This window comes from Paenibacillus hemerocallicola (genome assembly GCF_006265175.1).
Taxonomy (GTDB): Bacteria; Bacillota; Bacilli; order Paenibacillales; family NBRC-103111; genus Paenibacillus_AB; species Paenibacillus_AB hemerocallicola.
Window position 1 is genome coordinate 2,203 of sequence record NZ_VDCQ01000059.1, and the last position, 17,526, is coordinate 19,728.

Annotated in this window: 10 protein-coding genes and 1 pseudogene; 8 read left to right on the forward strand and 3 right to left on the reverse strand. The window is 54.0% G+C overall.

Going from position 1 to position 17,526, the window contains the following annotated elements:
- The 3 genes and pseudogenes from FE784_RS42145 to FE784_RS30570 all read left to right on the forward strand — a co-directional run.
- Positions 1-594, forward strand: a pseudogene (locus FE784_RS42145) (collagen-like protein); the annotation flags it as partial.
- A 206-nt stretch (positions 595-800) separates the two neighbouring features.
- A complete protein-coding gene (locus FE784_RS30565; protein ID WP_139606060.1) occupies positions 801-1,484 on the forward strand; it encodes a cysteine hydrolase family protein in 684 nt (227 codons plus the stop codon).
- A gap of 690 nt (positions 1,485-2,174) precedes the next feature.
- Positions 2,175-3,068: a hypothetical protein gene (locus FE784_RS30570; protein WP_139606061.1), complete on the forward strand. Its 894-nt coding sequence runs from the start codon at positions 2,175-2,177 to the stop codon at positions 3,066-3,068.
- Positions 3,069-3,169: 101 nt separating this feature from the next.
- Here FE784_RS30570 and FE784_RS30575 read toward each other — a convergent pair whose 3' ends face one another.
- From FE784_RS30575 to FE784_RS30585, 3 genes are all read right to left on the reverse strand, one after another.
- Positions 3,170-3,541: a Rieske (2Fe-2S) protein gene (locus FE784_RS30575; RefSeq protein WP_246132266.1), complete on the reverse strand. Its 372-nt coding sequence runs from the start codon at positions 3,539-3,541 to the stop codon at positions 3,170-3,172.
- Complete coding sequence (locus tag FE784_RS30580; protein WP_176706642.1) at positions 3,538-4,680, reverse strand: amidohydrolase family protein; 1,143 nt, start codon at positions 4,678-4,680, stop codon at positions 3,538-3,540. The genes FE784_RS30575 and FE784_RS30580 overlap by 4 nt, the downstream gene beginning before the upstream one ends.
- A gap of 145 nt (positions 4,681-4,825) precedes the next feature.
- Positions 4,826-6,214 carry an ABC transporter substrate-binding protein gene (locus FE784_RS30585; RefSeq protein ID WP_139606063.1) on the reverse strand — a complete coding sequence of 463 codons (1,389 nt, stop codon included), beginning with the start codon at positions 6,212-6,214 and terminating at the stop codon, positions 4,826-4,828.
- A gap of 191 nt (positions 6,215-6,405) precedes the next feature.
- Between FE784_RS30585 and FE784_RS30590 the strand changes: the two genes are divergently transcribed.
- The 5 genes from FE784_RS30590 to FE784_RS30610 all read left to right on the forward strand — a co-directional run bounded on the left by FE784_RS30590 (position 6,406) and on the right by FE784_RS30610 (position 17,518).
- On the forward strand, positions 6,406-7,200 hold the full coding sequence (locus tag FE784_RS30590; RefSeq protein ID WP_139606064.1) for a helix-turn-helix domain-containing protein: 795 nt from the start codon (positions 6,406-6,408) through the stop codon (positions 7,198-7,200).
- A gap of 366 nt (positions 7,201-7,566) precedes the next feature.
- A complete protein-coding gene (locus tag FE784_RS30595; protein ID WP_176706643.1) occupies positions 7,567-8,931 on the forward strand; it encodes an extracellular solute-binding protein in 1,365 nt (454 codons plus the stop codon).
- A 58-nt stretch (positions 8,932-8,989) separates the two neighbouring features.
- A complete protein-coding gene (locus FE784_RS30600) occupies positions 8,990-10,300 on the forward strand; it encodes an ABC transporter substrate-binding protein (protein ID WP_139606066.1) in 1,311 nt (436 codons plus the stop codon).
- 108 nt (positions 10,301-10,408) lie between these two features.
- The gene (locus FE784_RS30605; protein WP_139606067.1) at positions 10,409-11,407 is read left to right on the forward strand and encodes a zinc-dependent alcohol dehydrogenase; all 999 of its coding nucleotides are present in this window, start codon (positions 10,409-10,411) and stop codon (positions 11,405-11,407) included.
- A 24-nt stretch (positions 11,408-11,431) separates the two neighbouring features.
- Complete coding sequence (locus tag FE784_RS30610) at positions 11,432-17,518, forward strand: carboxypeptidase regulatory-like domain-containing protein (RefSeq protein ID WP_139606068.1); 6,087 nt, start codon at positions 11,432-11,434, stop codon at positions 17,516-17,518.
- Positions 17,519-17,526: the final 8 nt, after the last annotated feature.

Genomic DNA, 17,526 nt, shown 5'->3' on the forward strand with positions numbered 1-17,526 from the left:
ACCGGTGTGACGGGAGCAACCGGTGTGACGGGAGCAACCGGTGTGACAGGAGCAACCGGGGGTACGGGAGCAACTGGAGTAACAGGAGCAACAGGAGCAACAGGAGCAACAGGAACAACCGGAGCAACCGGAGCAACTGGAGTAACAGGAGCAACTGGAGTAACAGGAGCAACCGGAGTAACGGGAGCCACGGGAGCCTCGGGGCTATTGCAACAATTACAGGTATCCGAAAACTCACCCAATACTGTCGGCAGCTCAGCTATCGCAGTTACAGCTGTCGCAACTACGTTAAAGTCGATTACAATAACCGGGGCTTCGGCAGGCGGCAGAGTTTGGTTGCAAGGTATCGTGGGTTGGGAGTCTACTGCAGGGACTACAATATTCCAATTGCAAGTGCTCCGCGGAGCAACTGTTATTTATAGCATCAATCAGCATGGAACGGGAAATAGCACGTTCAGTACGATTAGTGTAAGCCATATTGACTTGACTCCCGGGACCGGCAGCGTCACGTATTCGTTAAACGCGCTAACAACTACGGGCACAGCCAATGCAGTCGGAGCAATCACATTTATCGGGGCGTTCATTCAGTCTTAATATCGTTTAGTATCAGGCCAACCTCTTGAGGTTGGCCTTTCCATACCCTGGGAGACTTGCAAGGCTGGATCATCTCATCGCTACCGACAGCGATGGATCGGCCTCCTTTTGCGCTCACGGGCAGGAAAGACGAGTAAATCAAAAGTAAATCTACTTGCCGTAATATTGCATTGTTATAATATGGATAAAAATAGAGGAGGTTTTACATGAGCAAAGAAATGAACTTGCCTGTAAGAAAATACAATGCCGATCCACAATTAGCACTTCGTATTGTTCCAAAGTCGACAGCATTCCTTTTGGTCGATTGCGATGAATCGGCAGCGGATATTAATATTGTGGAAAATCATATAGCTACAGCACTTAAGATCGCCAGAGAGTCGGGAATGAAGATTGTTTACCTTTACAATGCTATATCAGGTGTCGGTGGGCCCAATGATGTCACGACACGAATACACGGACTGGATGATATGGAAAATAGCTGGAAGCCATTAATACCAAAGTTTAATAAACGAATACAACCGCTTGAAGGCGAGCCCGTAATTCCAAAATCTCATAAAGATGGATTTAATGGGACTGTCCTCGATTATTATTTGAAAACATGGAATATAGACACCATCATCGCAGTGGGCTTCAGTATTAAATCCTGTTTATTTCACACTTGTACGAGTGCTCGCCATCACAACTATCGTGTAATCATGTTGAGAGATTGTACCAATACCGGCGAATTTCCAGACACCCTGGATTTAGGAAATCCCGAGGGCGGGTGGATGAAGTTTGTTTTCGTAAGAATGTATGAAACGGACATCGGTTACACCTCTACTTCACTTGAGCTAAATGAAGCCTACTTAAGTGTAAGAGGAGGCGTACTACGATCCAAGACGAAGACTTAACCACTGCCGGTCCCGAGCAGCAGGTCCCCTTCCTCGCATCCGCTACCTACCCTGCGCGGTACGGCACGGCAATATGGTTCGCCCGCTTGTGGATAGCGGACCCGCCTTCCGACTTGGGACCGTGCTCATGCAGCTATTGCCGACACCAGAAAAGCTGGATTATAGATGCAGGACATGCGGCCGAGACGACATTTTTCGGTGGAATCAATCCGATTTTCAAGGTCGTCGAACCCGGCCAATTCCCTTCTTCCATTGCATTAGGCTACTCTTAGTCGATTCTTTAGTTCATCTTGTATAACGGGAAACGAGATCTCCATAGATATCAATGAAGGCGTCCGGAGAAGCTTCGGCCGTCTTCGCTATGTTAACGGGCAGAATGATTTAATGGTGCGAACCAGATCGCCATATTTCTTAAGCAGGGTGGAGGCCTTTTGGTGAGCGTAGGCAACACGTTACCTGTATATAGCGGTACAGAATTCCGCTATTGTCCCGATTTTCGTTACACTCCTGAATATAACGGAACAGGCTTCCGTTATTTCGATCTATCGGGGTGAAAATGGGTAGTGAACAGTGTAATAGAGGAATAGTTTTCCGTTATTTCGCTGTCGACACTCGTATTCGGGTCAATAGCATATGCCAGTTCCGCTATTTTATGGATTCGCGCTCTCGCGATTGTCGGCAAACGCTTTGTTGAAACGACAAGCGACCGCGACGACAGAGAACGTGACGTGGCGCGTCGTCGAACCCGAAGATTTAAGCGAAAGCTTCGAAGAAGGCAGAAATGCGTTTCGTGCCGTTAATCCATATAGCGCACAGAAGCCGTTCATTCGGATAGAAGCTTTATGGACCGCGGAGCCGTACGATTCGCCGGATTCCCGACTGCTGCTGGAGCTGGATGAAGCGGCGCCGCTGGAGCTGAATCGGACCTTCGCGTTCGACGAGCCCATCGATACCGGAGGCAGGCGCGGAATCGGCGTGTGGATATGCGGCGACGGACGCGGCGAGACGATCAATATACGTTTGCGCAGCGATTTGTGGATCGGGGCGGCGATGGCGGATCACTTTGTGAAGGTTGACTTTACGGGTTGGCGCTACTTCTCCTTTTACGAATCGCAAAACGGCGAGATGGAACATGGCGACTGGCCGAGAACGGAGCTTGAATACCGAGTTTACGACGATGTGAAAAACTTTTACGCGAGCTATACGAATGCGGTAAATTACGATCGAATCCATTATCTTGACATATTGACGAGCGGCAAAGATCAATACGATCTCAGAATGAAGCCGATCGTCGTTTTGCCGCACCGGGAGCAGGTGTTGGTTAACCCGACCGTAACGATAAACGGACAATCCGTTACCTTTATGACCGAGCTAAAGAGCGGCACGTATCTGGAATGTTCGGCCGAAGGGGAGTGCGCCGTATTTGACGTGAAAGGAGGCGTCATCGACACTCCGGCAATCGCAGGCGAAATTCCTGTTGTTCAGCCGGGCGACAACGAGCTGATGATCTCATCTAGAGGAGCGTCTCCATATGTAAAACGTGCGACCGTCACTTTGCGGCTTATAGGTGAAGGAGTAGTTTAATGGATCCGCTGCCAGCCTTGCCGGCGCGAGAATCCGACATTCAAACCGGCTGCCGTACAGCCGGTTTGTTGCGTCAGGTTGCCACTGGATGATCCTCTTGGTCAAACATGAATAAAGAGCTGTTCTTCGTCGATCGTAACGTCATATCGCTCGACCGTAACCTCGTATGTTTTCGTTCTTGTTTTAGGGTCGACCACCATACAGCCCGTCTTGATCTCGAACTCCCAGAAATGCCACGGACACCGAACGATTTCTCCTTCAAGCTCGAAGCAAAAATCGCCGCGGCCGGATGACGTAACGAAGGAAGTCGTAATCCCCAAACAGAGGGGAGCGCCCTGATGCGGACAAAGATTGCGGATCGCATAATAGTGACCGTTTACGTTATACACGCCGATACTCCGTCCGCCGATCTCCACGATTTTTCTGGACCCCGGCATAATTTCCGATATGCTTCCCACGCAGTGGCGGCTCAAGCTTGAACACCTCCCTCTGCAAGCTTCACGGACGACAAATTATACAGGTCGGCGGCATTTTGGTAAAAAATGCGTCGTTTAATATCCTCGTCGATTTTCGGAAAAGCAAGCAGCGGCGAATCGAAATCCCAATGCGGATAGTCGCTCGCAAACATCAAATTGTCACGGGCGCTGATCGCCTCCAGCATGGGCATGAACAGCTCTTTTTGCGGCGGCAGCTCCAGCGGCTGGGAGGTGACCTTAACATGCTTGCGGTAATACTCGCTCGGCGGCTCCTTTACCCATGGGGTTTGATGACGCAGCGCTTTCCAATCCTGATCCAGTCTCCATATATACGGGGCGATCCATAACATGCCGGCTTCCACCATAATCACTTTCAAATCGGGATATTTGACAAACACCCCTTCAAAAATAAAGCTGGCCAGGTGCGCCATCATAATCTGCGTGCGCGCCGCTCTATATTCCGCATAGTAGCTTACATAGCCGGCGCCTGTCGGCGGATGGTTGATCCCGATTCCTTCCATGCTCACATGAATGGCAAACGGTAAATTATTCCGTACGCAAGCTTCATAGATGGGTTCATACCTCCGGTTGCCGTACGGCCTCTCCGCGCCATTGGATACAATGACCTGAACCATATCCGGATGGGAACCGACACGGTCTATTTCTTTCGCGGACAAAATCGGATCTTGCTTCGGAATGTGCACCGAGCCTTTCAGTCGGCTATCCCGGGATAAATACCGTTCAATAACATAGTCGTTGGAGGCCGAGCAGAGAGCGGCGGCGTAATCCGTATCCGGTGTCGTGTGCACGCCGTAATCGCTGCCCGTCAGTATGCCGTAGGCCAAATTAAATTTGTCGATATGGTTGGCTCTCATATAGTTCAGATAGGCGTCTTCATCGTTTCCGCCGCGAGTCGGTTGATGCTCCTGCATCGATCCGTTCGTGCCGCCGTTCATATACATTTGGTTTTGTCCGGGCAGCCTCTTCCCCCACGTTTCGATCTGCTCCCGATAAATTCTCGGCAAGTAAGCTTTCAGCCCGTCATGCGGGATGCTGGCATGAATATCGCAATCAATGATGGACGGTCCGCTCTTGGACGTTCTGCTTTTCGATAATGGCGTTTGTGTCGATTCCATTCGTTCCACTCCCAGTCGTCGTTTATTTGTTCTTGGACTTATTTTCATCTTACATTCGACGAAATGTGAATAGAATACAGGAATTTAACATATTATTTTCACTTTTTTGCACATTGATAATTGCATGCAGGAGGGGCAGTGACGATTATTTGGCTTTCTCCTCCGCAATCATCTGGTTCGTTTCTTGCTCGATTTGCCGGAAGGCGGTGTTGAGATCGACCGTCCCTTGTGCCAGCTGCTCCAGAGGCTTGAGGTAAATGTTTTGCGCGCGAGTGTCGTATACCGTCAAGGGAGGGGAAGCGGAAAATTTATTTTTGAGAATGGCCGCATAATTTTTATTTTTGTACGGAGCTTTTGTACCGAAAGCTTGGGTGACCGATGGCGTCTGCAGCACGGGAATGATCGCCCGTTCGGACAACGACTTCTGCGCTTCCTCGGAAAGCATGTACGCAAGGGCGTTCATCGCCTCATCCGGGTGCTTGCCGAGCGAGGTGATGCTGAACAACGTTGGAAGCGACTGCTGTCCGACACCGGGCAATTCCTTATACAGCGGGTATGAGACGATATCCCAATTAATGGTCGATACATCAAAATTCAGGAACATATTGGCCAGACCCATAAACATCGCCATATTCCCTTTCAGAAACTGGTTCGGATCCGACATTTTCTTGTTGTTCGTAGTACGATACGCCGTTATTAATTGTTCGTAAACGGTTTTCCAACGGGGATCGGACTGAATCGTCGCTTTCTCGGTCTTGGCATCGACGTAAGGGATAGAAAAAGGGCTCAAAGCCAACGAATAGGAGGGATAAGTCCCCAGCCCGTAGTATTCGACTCCGCTATCGGTCCGGTTCATTCGTTTGGCGATGTCCAGCATGTCGTCCCGCATCATGCCATCTTTCGGATAGGGAACGCCGAATTTATCGAATATATCTTTATTGTAATAGAGCACCTCGGTATTGTTGACTAACGGCAAGGCGTACATTCCGCCATTGGACATCGTTTTCACCATTTGAACGGCCGCCGGGTCCAGCGTATTGAGATTGACGTTATGCTTTCGGATCAATTCGCTCATATCGGATTGGATTTTAAAACGGTCAAGGTTGCTGAAAGTGGCCGTGTGCGTGTCCCAATACACGTCGATGGGCGTTTTGGATGTAACGAGACTTTCCAGAGTCACTTCTTTGCTGGATTGAATATAGCGGATCGTATACTCCGGAAATTTGCTCCGGATCGCATTGCCGAACCGTTCGTTGAATGCCTCTTCGCTCCAACCGGAAGTAGAAAAAAATACGAGCTCCACGGGCTCCTTGCGAGCTTGCTTAACCGGTTCCTCCGTCGTTTGCCGACCCGAGTCGCCGCACGCTATCAGGCAAGCGCTCATACAAGCCAGCATGACAGGAGCATGAAGAAACCGATAAGAGGAAAGCGCCTTCCCAACAAAAGCAAATTTCATGAACGAAAAACGAGAATACGGACTGCCCGATGCGAACAATTGATAGCCCTCCTTATAGTTAAAGCTGTTATTAATCATACATTCGGCACCCAAACACCGAACATGCACGAATTTGAGCTATTATTTTCATTTTTTTGTATGCCGGATCGTTCAAAGGTAAAGATTGTATAAAGACGATAAAACGGACGAAAAATTTGATAGAATGAGGGTTGCGGCAGCGTCATGGCGCCGGCGATCGGAACAGGGAAGAATGGAATAGGGGAGATAGAATGCTGACGATGGGACCCGGGGGTATAGAAGTAGTACATTGCGTTTACACGGGTCCGCGACCCAGCTTTATGTATCCGGAAAGCACGCATAGTACCTATACGCTTCTCGGAGTGGAAGCCGGATCGTTCGAATTCGAGATTATGAGCCAGCGCGGCCGCGCCGCCTTCGGGGATTTGGTGTTATGTCCTCCGGATACGTTGTTCAAACGCAAAGCCGAAGAGGACGTCACGTTCCATGTTTTTCATTTTCATTGGTCGATGAAGGAACCACCCGGGTCGGCCCACATTCCTGTCGGGAAAGTTGCGATTCGGGATACGGAGAGGCTGTTATCGACTTACGCCTATTTGCGCAAGCTGCAAAAAAAAATCGGCAGGATGTCGTCCGCCAAATACTTGACCATCCCGCTGCTGCTCGATCTTCTATTCTTGTGCGAGATGGAACGGGAGTTTGCCGTCAAAGGAAAAGATTCGAGCGATCCGATTATGCAGCTGGCCGCCGGGTACATCCACCGTCATTTGTTCGAAGAAATCAGTCTGAAGCATATCGCGGATAAATTGGGCATCGGGCAGTCCCAACTGACCCGGCGTTTTCATTCCGCTTACGGTTCGACGCCGGTGGAGTACATAACCAGACTCCGCCTGGAAGAAGTAAAAAGGCTGCTGCTTGAAACGGACGAAACGCTGGATGCTATTGCCTATCGATGCGCTTTTGAGAGCGGCTCGTATTTGAGCCGCGTGTTTAGAGCCAAGATCGGCACTACTCCTTCGGGCTTCCGGCAAAATTATCGTATATAGTCCCCAATTAGGATCCGGGTATGAATTCCTTGATTTGTCGGACAGTTTCTCCGGCTGTCTTCATTCCCGACCCATCTATTCGAACAAAGAGGCTTCCGCAGTTTCGGCTGTGTGTGGGCCTCTTTTTATTCCGGTTTTAATAAATAATAAATTTATTAAATCCGGTTTTTATAAAAACATTTATTTTAGAAAATACGCATGGTAGAATGAAAAATGTAGTAGGCATTTCAAGAATTTTAATTACCGGTTTTCTATTTATATAAAAATAAAAACCGGAATTGAAATATGTGGAGGCGATTCTTATGATTAAGACATAAATCGACTACCCATAGGGAGCCTATCGGGTACGGACAAGGGGATATGCAGATGCGCGGGAGACCGACTGACGAGCAATTTCGCCACAAGATGGATCTTATGATTAGCCATTTGAAAACCGGAATAATGGAAAAGAAGTTTGCGATAGGCGAATATTTGCCTTCGGAGAAAGCGTTGTCCAAGCAATTCGGACTTGGCAATTTGTCTGTCCGCAAAGGACTCGAGCAGCTTGCCGACGACGGATGGATCGAGAAGGTGCCCAATGTCGGAAATCGGGTTATTACAAGCCGAACTACCGTCACGCTTACGGTAGGATGCAATGAAACGACCATTCGAAATGCGGCGCTTCCCAAGCTCATGGAAGATTTCAAACGTATTTGTCCATGGATCAACGTACAAATCAAGCTGTTTTCCAGCGGCAGTCTTCCTTTCCACATGCAAGGATCGCCCGAATACGATCTGCTGCTGCTGAGTGTGCTCGATTTTCAAATGCTGGGTCTGGACAACAAGGCGGACATGCTCGAGACGCTGCCCGAGAACAAGCGGATGTATCCCATACTGAACCGGCTTTTTATGCATGAGGGGCAGCAGCGAATGCAGCCGATCATTTTCTCTCCAATCGTGCTTTGCTACAACAGGCGGCATTTCCGGGAGAAAGGTCTGGCCGAGCCGACTGGGGCGTGGACTTGGGACGATCTCGTCCGACATGCGGAGCTGTTGACGGATGGCGAGCGCTACGGCTTTTGTTTTCATCTGCCCGATACGAACCGGTGGCCGATCTTTTTATTGCAAAGCGCCATTGCCGTACGCGGCGAGAAGCTGACGAAGGAGTCGGGAGACCGGGAGTCGTTTCTGGCGTGCGTTCGTTTGTGCAAGAGCATTGTCCATAATCGGAAAGTGTTCCCGATGTACATGTCGGAGGGCAATGAGGACATTTCCAAGATGTTTCAGCAAGGGAAGCTGTCGATGGTAATTTCGAGCTATATGGGGATGAACGTGTGGAGAGATTCGGGCATCGCCTTCGACGTCGCCCCGCTGCCCTTCATAAGCGAGCCCCGCACGTTCGTCCTTGCAACCGGCGCGGGTATCAGCAGCAGTTCCTCGCGCAAGGAGGAGGCGGGGGCATTTCTCGACTATATGACCTCGGAGCGCGCCCAAAGTCTCCTGCGCTGCCATTCCTTCAGCATTCCCGCGATGCAGACGGCGGAAGCGCCCGTCGGAGAGACCGGATGTCTGCCAACCCCCGACAGATACGCGATGTTCAGAGAGATTATGTTTTCGTACCGGACGCATGCCGATTTGCCTATTCCGCTGACGGCGCTTGCCCCGATGACCACTTATTTGAAAGCGTACTGGGCCGATATGATATCCGAGCAAGAGCTGCTCGAGAAGCTGGACACCTGCTTGACCGAATAAATGGATGGAGCCGGTTGACAAACCGGTGATTGACTCAGATCGATAGGGGGATCAACCATTGAGTAATCGCAGGAAATGGGCGGCGCTCTGCCTGCCGGCCGCGATGATTGCCGTCGCCGGATGCAGCGGCGGGGAGAAGCCGCAGGAGCCGTCCGCAGCCGTTCAGGAGAAGCCGCCGGAACCGTTCAAACTGACGATTTATGCTTCGGGCGTAAAGCCGGAGGAATTCGACACCCGCTTCCGCTCCTCGCTGGAGAAGAAATTCCCGCATATAACGTTCGATTACCAGACGAACACGACCGGCAATGCAATCAACAATAAAGTCGCTCAAGGAGACATACCGGATATTATCCGTACGGATGCTCCTTCGATGAAGGCGAGCTACCTCGACTTGCAGCTCGGTTATGACTTGACGGAGCTTGTGAAGAAGAACAAGTACGATTTGAACCGCTTCGTGCCCTCCTTCATTCAGGATAACATCGCCGCGGGTCAGACGGGGGCTTTGTATGGCTTGCCGGTCCCGCCGTATTTCCCGGCAGTATTGTACTACAATATTGATCTTTTCGATAAATTCGGAGTTCCTTATCCGAAGGACGGCATGTCATGGGATGAAATCTATGACTTGTCCAAGAGATTGAGCCGTGTCGACGGAGACAAAGTGATACGCGGCTATACGGGAGCATTGAGCGCACAGCTTCGGGACAACGTATTTTCCCATCCGATTCTCGACCCGAGCAAAGACGGACTCGCCGATCATGAAACGTGGAAAAAAATATTCAACAACTTCCTCCGCTTCTACAGCATCCCGAACAACGAAATACAAAATACGCCCGCTCTGGAATCCGGACTGTTCGCGAAAGGCGAATCGGCCATTCACCTGGGTCAGCACAATATTTATTACATCGTCCCGCCCGAAGTGAACTGGAATATCGTATCGGTACCGAGCATGAAGGATGCGCCGCAGCGCATGGGCCAGCGATCTCCGGCGTATTGGTCGATTACGCGGCAAAGCAAGTACAAGGACGAGGCGTTCCAGGTCATCATGCACATGCTGTCGGACGAAATCCAGATGGAGGATTCGCGTCAGGGCATAACGACAACGTTGGTCAATAAAGACATTCAGAACGCTCTGGGCAAGGGTCATCCCATATACAGCACAAAAAATATGAAAGCGCTGCTCGTCTATCCTCCGACCGATCCTACCCCGAAGCGGGAAGCCGGCAAGACGGACGTAGGAGGCAGCGCCCAGGACAATTTGCTGCAGCAAACGTTCATTAAGATAGCGCAGAACAAGACGGACTTGAACACAGGCATCCGGGAGCTGGACGAGCTGCTGAAGAAGGAAGTAGAGAAAGAACGGAGCAAATAAGACCGGCAATCCACCCGGCGAACCTCTCCCGGAAAGGGGAAGGCGCCGGATTCCATATTGCCGGACCACCATACTTGTGTCGTTTCGGATAGAGGAGAGTATAGGCTTATGAAGATGCAGCAGCAGACGATAGCCCGGCTCGGGGAAGCCGTCATCGTGGAAAGAGAGCTTCCGCAGCCGGGAGAACATCAGATTGTGGTGAAGACGGAATATTCCGCGATCAGTATTGGAACGGAAACGATGGTGTTGCGCGGCAATGCCAACGGAACGGCGCTTGGCTACAACGCCGTGGGCATTGTCGTCGACAAGGGAGCGGGCGTACGGCATCTGGACATCGGCCAAAGGGTCGCCTGCTATGGAGGGGGATCGCATGCCGATTACCGTCTCGCCTCCAAATATTTGGCCTCTCCGGTCCCGGATCACGTAGACCCCGAGGAGGCGGCCTTTGTCGGCCTTGGCGCAATCGCGATCCATGCCGTAAGACAAGCCGAGCTGCAGTTCGGCGAGACGATGGTCGTCGTCGGGCTGGGCATCCTGGGGCAGATCACGGCGCAAATAGCAGACGCCGCCGCTTATCGGGTAATCGGCTTTGATATCGAGGCGAGCCGTTGCGATCTATTTCGTTCGACGGTCAGGCGTGCGATCGGCTGCTCGCAGGTCGAGCAAGTGGCGGCGGCGCTCGGCGAAGGTCCGGGGGCGGACGCAGTGCTTCTATGCGGGGGACACAAGTCCGATCGGCTGCTGGACGAAGCGATCAAGTGGGTGCGCGACCGGGGCAACATCGTTATCGTAGGCGTGCCGAATACTTCGTTCAATCGCAACGCGTTGTTCTACAAGGAAGCGCAAATCCGCATTTCCCGGGCGGGAGGGCCCGGGCGCTACGACGACAACTACGAGCAGGCCGGCTTCGATTATCCGATAGGCTATGTGCGATGGACGGAAGGGCGAAATGTCGAGCAATTTGTCCATTTGCTGGCCGAAAAGCGGCTCTCCGTAAAGAAGCTCATTCGGCATCGGTTCGATTTTGCCAATATCGATCAAGCCTATCGGTTATGCATGGATACGCCGGAGCAAACGATGGGGGTTTTAATCCGCTATGATCCATAAGGGAGAGGAAAGGAAGCGGTAACGATGTATAAACGATATTCGCCTAGCCGCGGTTCCATCGGTGTTGTCGGGGCGGTATGCGCGGCGGGCTTGTTTTTGTTTGCCTGGGGTTCGGATGGGGGGCATGCCGCGGCCGAGCCGAAGCCGATCGACTACTATGCCGACAAGTGGGCGGTTGCCCCACGATGGTCAGCCGCCCCCGTTATCGACGGCAATTTAAGCGAGCCTTTATGGAATAGCGCCGCCTTGCTGGATAACTTTAGAACCGCCCATGAAGGCGAGGGGCTGCCCTACGAGGTCCAGTATAAGGTGGCCTATGACGACGACTATCTGTACATCGGAGCAACGATGGATGAAGAGGAAGCCGCGACGCTCGCCAAAATCGAAATCGTACTCAGTCCGGCATCTCATGGCGATGAGCACTTCGTATCGCGCCTGATCGTCGATCCGACCGACAGTTCTACAACCGATACGATATGGAGTCCGCACGCAAGCGATCAATCCTTGAACGCCGGCCGTACTTTGTTAACCGGCATCGAGTATTCGATTACGGCCTCGGGGGGCTACACGTTCGTCGAAGCGGCTATCCCGTTGTCGGCCGTTGCCGCGGGCGGGGTGTACGAGGGTGCGGAATGGCGAATGAATATTGTTCATATTCATGAAGCATTTGTTCGTCCGCTAACCTCTTGGATGCCGATTCGTTCCGCGACGAATTGGGACCGGTACGGGAACGGAGGACGTTTGAATGCCGGCGTCGTGAATCAAGGACGTATGGGCAGCCTGTTTTTCGGCAAGCTTGCCGACAGCTTCGTTCCCGAGGTCGGGGGAAGTCCCGCCGACGCGATTCGCTGGACACCGGAGGCCGGCCTTCTTGCGTATAGCGAATTTGCGAAAAAGAAAGTATCGTTCGAGTATTCGGGCGGAACCATCCCCGAGGAAAATTTCAAATTGTTTTGGAAAAGCCCCGACCGGGCTTGGGAGGCCGTCCCGATCGACGCGGTCGCGCGATCCGGCAGCACATACGACATCGCATTCTCGCATGCCGAGCCGTATGTGGAAGGGATGTACCAGCTCAGGATCGTTGCGCTCCCTTCGTCCTCCGACGAAGCATTGGCGGCGACTCTCGCGTTCGATAAGGAAAGCATGATCGCATCGGGCATATCGATCGCCCCGTCATTGCAGTCGTCCGGAACCGAGCCCGTACATGTAACGCCGCAGGCAGCGTCGTCGCGAGTAGTGCAATCGCTGGCTCTTATCCCGGAGCAGCCCGGCTTTCGCTATGTCGGTTTGCCGGAAATGCCGGAGCTGTATCCGGATGGATTGTATGCGCTTTCATCAGATGGACGAAGCATCGTCGCTACCCGGACCGACACGGCATATCCGAATGTGCAGTACGAGGAGGACCGGGAACTCGCAACGATCAATGCTAAAGGCGAAACGGTACGTATTCCGTACTATGAAAACAATGAGGGCAAAAAGTTTTTCCTTACCGGACATCTGTGGTATTTGCAGAAGGACAAGGCGCTCGGCGAAACGCTCGCAATCGCGCAGAACGATCCGCTCGGAGCGGCGCGTATGCTGTATCGCTTCGCCGAACGCTACGAAGGCTACAACCCGACGATCGACCAAGCCTGGTATAACCGGTCGTTTCCGAAACAGGCGGGAGCGCCGTTCTCGTACTGGGGAGGCATGTGGTACCGCTGGTACGGCTCCGATCTGCAGTCTCTCCTCCCGCTCGTACAAGCGTATTCGCTCGTGAAGCAAACGGACGCTTTCGAGGTGTTGAGCGCGGAGGTCGGAGTGGATGTCGAGAAGAAGCTGGTCGAGGAGATGTTCCGTCCCTCGGTCGATTACGTGCTGAAGCATGCCCAAAACCTCGGCAATTTGTCGTCCACGAACTGGAACGGCTTGATCGAGCTCGGAAAAGCGCTCCGGGAGCCGGACTACATTCACCATGCAGTCAACGAGATGGAACAGTTCATGCAGTCGCTGTTCATGGCCGACGGATTTTGGAATGAGGTGTCGCTTTCGTATCATACCGCGCTTATTAACGGGATTCAGTCGGCGAGCGACAGACTTCAGGGATGGACCGATCCGGAAGGATATGTCTCGCCGCGCACGGGACGGAGGCTGACCAATCTCGATATGGCCACGCAGTTCCCGATCATAGCCAAAGCGCTGGAGCATTCGCGGAAGCTCGTCTATCCGAACGGGCGCTATTACCCGGTGCAGGATACATGGGCATACGACGGGACTTCGAACCCGGCCGAGCTCGGCTCCCTCCTGCTCCCCTCGGCCGGCATCGGACGTCTGACCGGCGGAGAAGGGCTGGACCAGACGCAGCTGTACTTGGCTTATCAGCCTAAATACCCGACGCATATACACTATGATCCGCTTAATCTCGGTCTGTACGCGCAGAAGCAGGAGCTGCTGCCCGATCTGGGCTATACGTTCAATACGAAGTATCGATGGTTTTCGTTATCGACGATGAGCCACAATACGGTTGTCGTCGACAGCAAAAATGCGCAGGTGAACGATACCTCCGTCCACGGGGGCGATATCGAGCTGTTCGTACCGCGTGCCGGCGGCTCTCAGGCGATGCGAGCGTCGTATGAGAGCGCCTATCCGGGAGTGTCCGAATACCGGCGCGAGCCGTGGTACGTGCCGTTTGCCGACGGAGACGGCCAGCAGGGCTACGTGCTGGATCTGTTTCGTGTAGAGGGCGGGAGCAGACACGAATATACGCTTCAGGGCGATGCGAATCGGGATGCTTACTTCACGACCGGACATACGCTTGACGAGTACGGTCCGTACTTGCTGCCGCCGGGCACCCGGGTGGTGGAACCGGTGGACAACTTGTCGCGCGGCAGCGCGGAAGGACATTATGAAGGCTACATTTACGTGCGGGATGTGAAGCAGGCCCAGCTGCCGGATGATCGGTACGAAGTGACGCTCGTTACCGAGGAAGACGGCGTCCGGCAATCGGGCATGCATATTACCGGTTTGCTGGAATCGGGCTCGAACGAGCTGTTCCTCGGCCGTTCCCCTTCCTTGCGAGCGGCTCGACTGGAAGGCAAGAGCAAGGACAACAACGACGAGGCGGATAAATATACGATGCCGAAGCTCGTGCTGCGCCGGGACGGAACGAATCTGAGCAGCACGTTCGCAACGGTGCTGGAGCCGTTCCGGGACGCGGATGGTCCGCGGATCGAAGCGATCGACCGCTTGGAGCCGCAGCAGGCGCCCGCGGGCGCGGTGGCGGTTCAGGTGGCGTATGGCGACACGGTCGACCTGCTGCTCAGCAATCCGGACTACGCCGTTCACCAGCAGCCGCTGATCGTCGGGGACGTCGCGCTGTATGGCGAGACGGGGTTGATTCGCCTCGTCAACGGGCAAGTTCTGGCGATGGAGCTGGCGGCGGGGACGAGACTCGAGAAGGCCGGGGATGTGCTGGTCTCCGATGGCGCAATAACCGGTACGGTAGCGGATACGCTGCGAACGGCGGACGGGGCGGCCTATAACGGCATCCTGACGACGGCGGCCGTGCCGCAAACGGCAGTCGGAACCTATTTGATCCTCGCGCATCCGGACGGTTCCGCCAAAGGATTTGCAATCGAGGAGGTTCGCCGGCATGAAGGGAAGACGCTGCTTGTGCTGGCGGGGGAAGATCCCGGTTTCGTACTCCAGCCGGACGGCTCCTCGAAGCAGACCTATTTTCCGCACAAGCATTGGCCGGCGGGCGTCCATACGTTCCGTATCGCCAATGTGGAACGCTCGACCTCTTCCGGCTCCGCCCCGAGCTATTCGAACGTCGGTACGGTGAGCGGTTCCGTCTACGATCCGGCCGGTCAGCCGGTAAGCGGCGCGGCGGTAAATGTGACGGGAAACGATTCGATGGCCGCAATTACCGGAACGGACGGTACGTATGCGATAACGGGCGTTCCCGAAGGCTGGCGGCGGATCACGGTCAATCATCCGGGCTTTGTGCGGACGGTTTCCGATGCGGTATATGTGTCGAAGGATCAGACGCGGGTCGTACCGATCGGCTTCACAACCAGGGTTGCGCCTGTTATTGCCGACGCGACGCCGATCGGTGTGTTGGCCGGCGTGCCGGTCACGGCCACAAGCTCCGTATATGGGGCGGTTTATCTGGTAGCGGCGAGCACTCCGGCGAATATCGACGCCATCCGGGCGGCTGTTTCGAGTGTCGGTCAAATCGTCTATGGGCAAAGCGCCCCGGCGCTGTCCGACGTTCCCGTGTCGTTCGACACGACCGGCATGCCGGAAGGACGATATGCGCTGTATGCGATCGACACGTGGGACAACGTGTCAGTCGGCAAGGAACTCGTGATTATGGCACGCTATGAGCCATATATAGACGACTCGCATGCCCTTATACGCTCCGGAGGGACATGGTCCGTCTCTGCTAACCCTTCTTCTTACGGAGGGGCAAGCCGACAATCCCGGGCGACGGGCAGCTTTCTGGAAATTCCTTTCTATGGAAGGGGAACGAAGGTGCTCAGTATGGCCGGCGCTTCGCGGGGCAAAGCGGATGTATACGTGGACGGGGCGTTTCAAGCGAGAATCGACACCTATTCGCCTACGGTCAAATACAAGCAAGAAGTATACGATACGGGAGTTCTGGAGGAAGGGATGCATGTCATCCGGCTTGTCGTAACGGGAGAGCGGAACGAAACGGCATCGAACGCGTTCGTTAACTTTGACGCGCTGCAGGTAGGCAGTATCGGTCCGAGCTTGTCGCATGCGACGGCAGGCGCGGTCGCGGCGGGCAATCCCGCATCCGCTATCAGCAGCAAAGCGGGAATGCTGTATCTCGTTCCCTTCGATACGGAGGCTTCGAGGAATCAGCTCGAGGCAGTGGGAGCATCGGTATACGGCCGTGCCGCATCGGTATCGGCAAACGTCTATGGCTCGCTCTCCACGACAGGCCTGCCCGATAATTGGTACCGTTTATATGCAATCGATACGGGAGGCTACGTATCGAGCGGCTCCGCTCCGTTCGCGATCATCGACGGCTCCGTCGAACGCGATTGGATAGACGATTCCGCGGCGGTCGCATACTACTCGGGAACATGGACCGAAGCGGCGAATGATTCTTCTTATGGAGCCAGCTCCAGACAGTCCAGAACGGCGGGTGACTATGTCGAGCTCGCCTTCTACGGGACGCGGGCCCAAGTGGCAAGCACGGTCGGCGCTTCGAGAGGCAAAGCCGGCGTGTATGTCGACGGCGTGTACAAAGAAACGATCGACCTGTACGGCCCGACTGTCAAATACCAGCACACGGTATATGATACCGGCACCTTGTCCGAGGGCGTGCATCGCATCCGTCTCGTCGTAACGGGAGAGAAGCAGGCCGCGGCTACGCAAGCGTACGTGAATTTCGATGCGCTGCGGTTGGTCCATGCGGCGCCCGAGCTGAGCGGGGCGACTGCGGGAGCCGTCGTCAAAGACGGGATGGTAGCGGCGACCAGCTCCAAGCCCGGAACGATTTATTTCGTCCCCTATGATACGGAGGCGACACCGTCGGCTGTTGCGCTGGCAGGAGGCTCCCCGTCGGGATTAAGGGCGGCCGCCCTTGCAGGAACGCCGGTCACGCTCGATACGACAGGCCTATCGAGCGGCTGGTATCGCTTGTATGCCGCGGATGCGGCCGGCAGGCTGTCCGCCGGCTCCGAAGGCGTTGCGATCATCGACCCGGCCGTTCAACCCGGGACGATCGACGACACCGATCCGCTCGTTCTCTATTCCTCGGTTTGGTCCGCAAGCAGCAATGCATCGGCATTCGGGGGTTCCTCAAGACAGACGAGCGCGGCAGGCGTGTACGCGGACATTCCATTCTACGGGACGCAAGCGAAAGTTCTCAGCCTGGTAGGCTCGTCCCGGGGCATCGCGGATATATATATCGACGGCATATACCGGAACTCGGTCGATATGTACAGTTCAAGCGTCAAATACAAGCATCCCGTGTATGATACCGGGGCATTGGCGGAAGGCGCGCACGTGCTGCGGATCGTCGTTACCGGCACGCGCGGCGTTTCGGCTACGGCGGCGATCATCAATCTGGATGCGGTGGAAGTAACGAACGACTAGGGAAGCGC